Source organism: Xanthovirga aplysinae (assembly GCF_009711365.1).
Lineage (GTDB): Bacteria > Bacteroidota > Bacteroidia > Cytophagales > Cyclobacteriaceae > Xanthovirga > Xanthovirga aplysinae.
In genome coordinates this window covers 1-3,790 of the sequence record NZ_SMMB01000765.1, presented here as the reverse complement: position 1 = coordinate 3,790, position 3,790 = coordinate 1, and the positions used below count along the sequence as shown (strand labels likewise).

At 37.4% G+C, this 3,790-nt stretch carries 3 protein-coding genes; all 3 read right to left on the bottom strand.

Features of this window, described 5'->3' with window-relative positions; all coding sequences use genetic code 11:
* Positions 1-85: 85 nt before the first annotated feature.
* Positions 86-1,579 (bottom strand): lipopolysaccharide biosynthesis protein, encoded by a 1,494-nt coding sequence (locus tag E1171_RS05350; protein ID WP_155204821.1) that lies wholly within the window; start codon positions 1,577-1,579, stop codon positions 86-88.
* 121 nt (positions 1,580-1,700) lie between these two features.
* Positions 1,701-2,486, bottom strand: coding sequence for an enoyl-CoA hydratase/isomerase family protein (locus tag E1171_RS05345; RefSeq protein WP_155204820.1), 786 nt, complete (start codon positions 2,484-2,486; stop codon positions 1,701-1,703).
* 294 nt (positions 2,487-2,780) lie between these two features.
* Positions 2,781-3,725 (bottom strand): NAD-dependent epimerase/dehydratase family protein, encoded by a 945-nt coding sequence (locus tag E1171_RS05340; RefSeq protein WP_155204818.1) that lies wholly within the window; start codon positions 3,723-3,725, stop codon positions 2,781-2,783.
* Positions 3,726-3,790: the final 65 nt, after the last annotated feature.

The window sequence follows — 3,790 nt, the reverse complement described above, 5'->3', positions numbered from 1 at the left end:
GATAAGAGGGAAGGGGGTGACGGGATTTATTTATAATTTTAACTTTCATTAATTTAGTTTTTAAAAACTGCAAATTTAAAGAATATTATAAGCTTTGGACAGCCAGTTTTCTTTTTTCAATTAGAAATATGATAAGAATATAGGAAAGGGTAAAAACTACTCTTAATAAATTATCCACCCACATGTTTTCAATTCTAATAAATTGGGAAACAGCGATCATTCCCAAAGCAGAAAGCAAGTAAAAACCAATACTTTTTAAATCATAAGGCACTGGAAACCGCTTTTTCCCCGTTTGGTAGCAAATTATTGCCATAAAGAAAAAACAAAACAGACTGGCCAAAGCACTACCTGTATATCCTAAAACCGGAATTAATAGAAAATTCCCCAATAAAGTAATGATGGTTCCAATGGAAGAAATTATCGTGCCAAAATAGGTTTTATCTGTCAATTTGAACCACACAGAAAAATTCACATACATACCAAAAAAGAGTCTTCCGAATAACAAGATAGGCACCAAATAAAGCGCCTCGTGATAAACTTTTCTTTTCAAAAAGACATCTGCTATTATATTTACATTAAGAGTGACTCCTACTAAAATTATCACACAAAAGATCACAAAATAATGCATAATCCGGGAGAAAAGCTCCGGAGCATTTTTTTCTTCGGCCTGGGAAAAGAAAAAAGGCTCCCCAGCATACCTAAATGCCTGAACGGCCAAGGCCATAAAAATGCTGAGTTTTAACGTTGCACTGTAAATACCCAATGCTGACAAGGTGCTTTTCCCAGGATAAAAGCCTTCTGGAAGCAAATAGGGAAAGAAAGCTGTGGCAAACTGATCGTTAAGCATTCCTGTAAGGCCTGTCAATAATATGGGAAACCCATAAAGAAGCATGGGCTTAAAATAAACCCAACTAACCTGAGGACGAAGCTTCAGCAAATATTGGCTTAAAAGCAAAAAGGTAAACAAACTGCTAACCAAATTAGCCACAAAAACATATTCAACTCCCCAACCCTCTACCTGGAATACTTCTATTAAAGATTGCAACCATATTGGAATTCCAGAATTAAGGATTTTTGGAATATACAGTAAAAAAATCGTTAGGGACGTTTGAAGAAATATGGCTATTAATTTTAGGGTTGCAAATTTCTTTGCCCTTCCCTCATATCTCAATCTGGCAAATGGAATAGCCACTACCCCATCCATAAAGAGAATTAGCGCTACCCAACGTATAATGTGGGATTTATCAGGGATGTCCAATAGGGTGGCGAGAAAAGCGGAGTTGAAATAAATCAAGGCTGACAAACACCCTCCCACCACCAAAATGGCAGTCAATGTTTGATGATACACTCTCTCGTCTTTCAATTTATAGGAAAAACGGAAATAGGCCGTTTCCATTCCAAAAGTATACACTACATTTAAAATAGCGACATAGGCATAAATTTGGGAAACAATTCCATATTCTCCCGAAATGAATATCTTCGTAAGAAAAGGGGTCAGTAAATAGGTTAAAAATCTTCCAACAATACTGCTGACACCATAAATCGCCGTCTGACCAGCTAGTTTTTTTAGTGGGTTCATATCACCGCCTAAAAGTAAAAACTAATGAAAGAAGCCCCGAACAATTTAATTGAAAAGTCTTGAACAGACCTATACGGGATAAATGAAAAGTGAAGTGATATAAAAAAATGAGGAGAGTAAATTACTCTCCTTTAAAGTTTGGTGTACGTTTTTCAAGAAATGCTGCAGTTCCTTCTTTGAAATCTTCTGTTTTACAGCAACTTCCAAATGAGTTAGCTTCCGTTTGGAAACCATTTTCACCAGGGGTATACACTGCATTTGCACAACTTACCACCATACCTATGGCCAATGGCGCTTTTGCAATAATTTTATGCAACATGGCTTCACAAGTTGGTAGCAATTCATCTTGAGTAGTGGCCACATGATTTACAAGACCTAACGATCTGGCTTCTTCCGCTGAGATCATATCTCCGGTCATCATCAATTCCATTGCCTTTCCTTTACCAACTAACTGCGTCAAGCGTTGAGTACCTCCATATCCGGGAATAATGCCTAAACTAACTTCCGGCAAGCCAAATTTAGCATTGGAAGAAGCAATTCGAATATGACAGGCCATAGCCAGTTCACAACCTCCTCCAAGGGCATAGCCATTTATAGCAGCCAACACCGGTTTATGACAATTTTCAATTAAGGCAAAAACCTCCTGACCATTTTCAGAAAACTTCCGCCCATTCATTTCATTCAGGGCAGCAATTTCTGAAATATCAGCTCCTGCCACAAAAGCTTTAGGACCTTCCCCGGTAACTATAACTCCCTTAATTTCATTATCATCGTAAACCCTACGAAATGCTGTCCGAATCTCTTCTACCGTTGCCACATTCAGGGCATTCATCTTATCCGGACGGTTTATAGTTAGTATTAATATACCTTCCTTTACAACTAAATCAATATTTTCAAATTCTCCCATTGGTAAAATTCAAATTTTATCCAAATATAATAGCTGGTGTTTCAATCACAAAAATAAGCCCTCTAATATAGCGAACTTTTAATTTGATGCCCTGAAAATTATCAATATAATTAGGAGAAGCTTTCCAAATGTCTCAAAAAAGTCTTTATTCCCCCCTTCATCCGATCTTTCAAAGCTAAAAATTAAATTAAGCTTTCCTTCTTTTTTCCAACTACTTAATCAAAGATAGCTTCAAAAAAAATTAGAAAACGAACAAAATTCAAGATAGAATTACCCATTTTTAGTGTTTCTACCCTATTCAATAAGTGCAGGTAAATGTTTAAAAATGTCCGCGGTCATTTTATCAAGGTCAAAGGCATGTTGCCAACCCCAATCAGAACGTGCTCGTGAATCATCGATACTATCTGGCCAAGAATCTGCTATGGTTTGTCTGAAATCAGGTTTATAAATTACTTCTAAATCAGGAATATGTTGTCTCACCGATTCAACCACATCTTCTGGCGCAAAGCTAATGGCAGCAAGATTGTAACTTGAACGAACTTTTACCTTAGCAGCATCCGATTCCATTAAGTCGATGGTTGCTTTTATAGCATCAGGCATATACATCATCGGCAAGTAGGAGCCTTTTTCCAAAAAACATTCAAATCTTTCTCCCTCAAGGGCTTTATAAAAAATATCAACAGCATAGTCTGTGGTACCTCCACCAGGTAATGCTTTATAACCAATAAGTCCAGGATACCTTAAGCTACGTACATCCACCCCAAATTTCTCAAAATAATACTGACACCACCTTTCCCCGGCTAACTTACTAATTCCATATACTGTATTTGGATCCATAACACAATCCTGAGGAGTTAGCTGTTTCGGAGTTCCCGGTCCAAATACTGCAATGGAGCTAGGCCAATACACTTTATGGAGTTTTTTTTCCTTTGCTAATTGCAAGACATTCATTAACCCCTCCATATTCAATCGCCAGGCAAAATCAGGCTTTTTTTCACCAACGGCCGAAAGAATTGCCGCTAAATGATAAATTTGAGTGATATTATGATGGTCTACAACCTCACCCAAACGACGAGCATCCATAACATCCAAGGTCTCAAACACCCCATCAGCCAACTCATTCTTGGGCAAGTTAATATCCGAAGCAATCACATTAGCTTCCCCATAAATCTTGCGTAACTCTAAAGTAAGTTCAGAGCCCAATTGCCCACATGCACCAATAACTAATATCTTATCCATTACAAACGTTATCTGAATTCCTGATTGCGAAAATAAAAAAAACCTTTTACAATGCAGCATTAAGG

Coding starts and splice junctions, on each gene's coding strand:
- E1171_RS05350 (WP_155204821.1), bottom strand. CDS start 1,579: ATGAACCCACTAAAAAAACTAGCTGGTCAGACGGCGATTTATGGTGTC.
- E1171_RS05345 (WP_155204820.1), bottom strand. CDS start 2,486: ATGGGAGAATTTGAAAATATTGATTTAGTTGTAAAGGAAGGTATATTA.
- E1171_RS05340 (WP_155204818.1), bottom strand. CDS start 3,725: ATGGATAAGATATTAGTTATTGGTGCATGTGGGCAATTGGGCTCTGAA.